The organism is Lysinibacillus antri (assembly GCF_003977595.1).
GTDB lineage: Bacteria > Bacillota > Bacilli > Bacillales_A > Planococcaceae > Ureibacillus > Ureibacillus antri.
Map to the genome: position 1 here is coordinate 1 of NZ_RYYR01000071.1, position 890 is coordinate 890.

Annotated in this window: 1 protein-coding gene; it reads right to left on the reverse strand. The window is 66.6% G+C overall.

The genetic code is table 11. The features are described from left to right. Positions 1 to 890: hypothetical protein (locus tag EK386_RS20275; RefSeq protein ID WP_218939080.1), on the reverse strand; the 890-nt coding region annotated here is incomplete at both ends.

Here is an 890-nt window from a genome sequence, read left to right on the forward strand (position 1 = left end):
GGCACGCTCAGCGTTCCGCTCTGCAGCGTCACCGTCAACGTCGCATCCTGGTCGGCGCCCTCGGTGATGGTGATCGCACCCGTCAGGTCCGGCCCATTCTCCGCAACGCTGTCGGCGCCGTCCGAGCCGCCGTCGGATTCCGCGATCTCGACACTGGGCACATCGTCGATGACGGTCACATTGACCACCCCGGTGACGGTGTCGTCGCCGTCCGAGCCCTGCACCGTGACCGAGCCGAGATTGAGGCTGGTGGCGACGTCGTCGCCGAACAGGTTGTGGAACTCATCCGCCAGCACGACGGTGACCGTCACATTGCCGTTGCCGTTCGGCGCGATCGAGCTCGCCCCGCCGAGCGTCAGGGTGATCGCCGTCTGACCGTCGACCGTTCCGGTGATGACGGTGCCGGCCGGGTTCATCGACCAGGAGATCTCCACTCCTGCCGTGTTGGTATCGCTGTCGGTGGTCAGCCCGGCGAAGCCGGTGAAGGCAAAGTTCGTCAGCGTGTCCGAACCGGCGGTGAAGTTCAGCGTCGCGACCTGCGTCAGGGCCAACGGCGTCGGGTCGGAACCGTCGCTCAGATGAGCTTCGTCGAGGCTCACATTCTGCGCCGTCGCATTCTGCGGGTTGGCGCCGTCGGTGATGGTGATGGTGTGGTTGTCGGTGGCGACGTCGCCGTCGGTATCGGTCACCGTCGCCGTGAAGGTGAAGCTCGGTTGACCGGCGACATCGAGCGCCGGGTTGAAGGTCCATGTCGCATCGCCATTGGCGTCGGTCGCTATCGTCAGGACGCCGAGCGTATCGCCGCCCAGGGTCACCGTCGCCGCGGTGGTCGCCGGCGTGCCGTCGAGGGTGAAAGTCAGCGGCACGCTCAGCGTTCCGCTCTGCAGCGT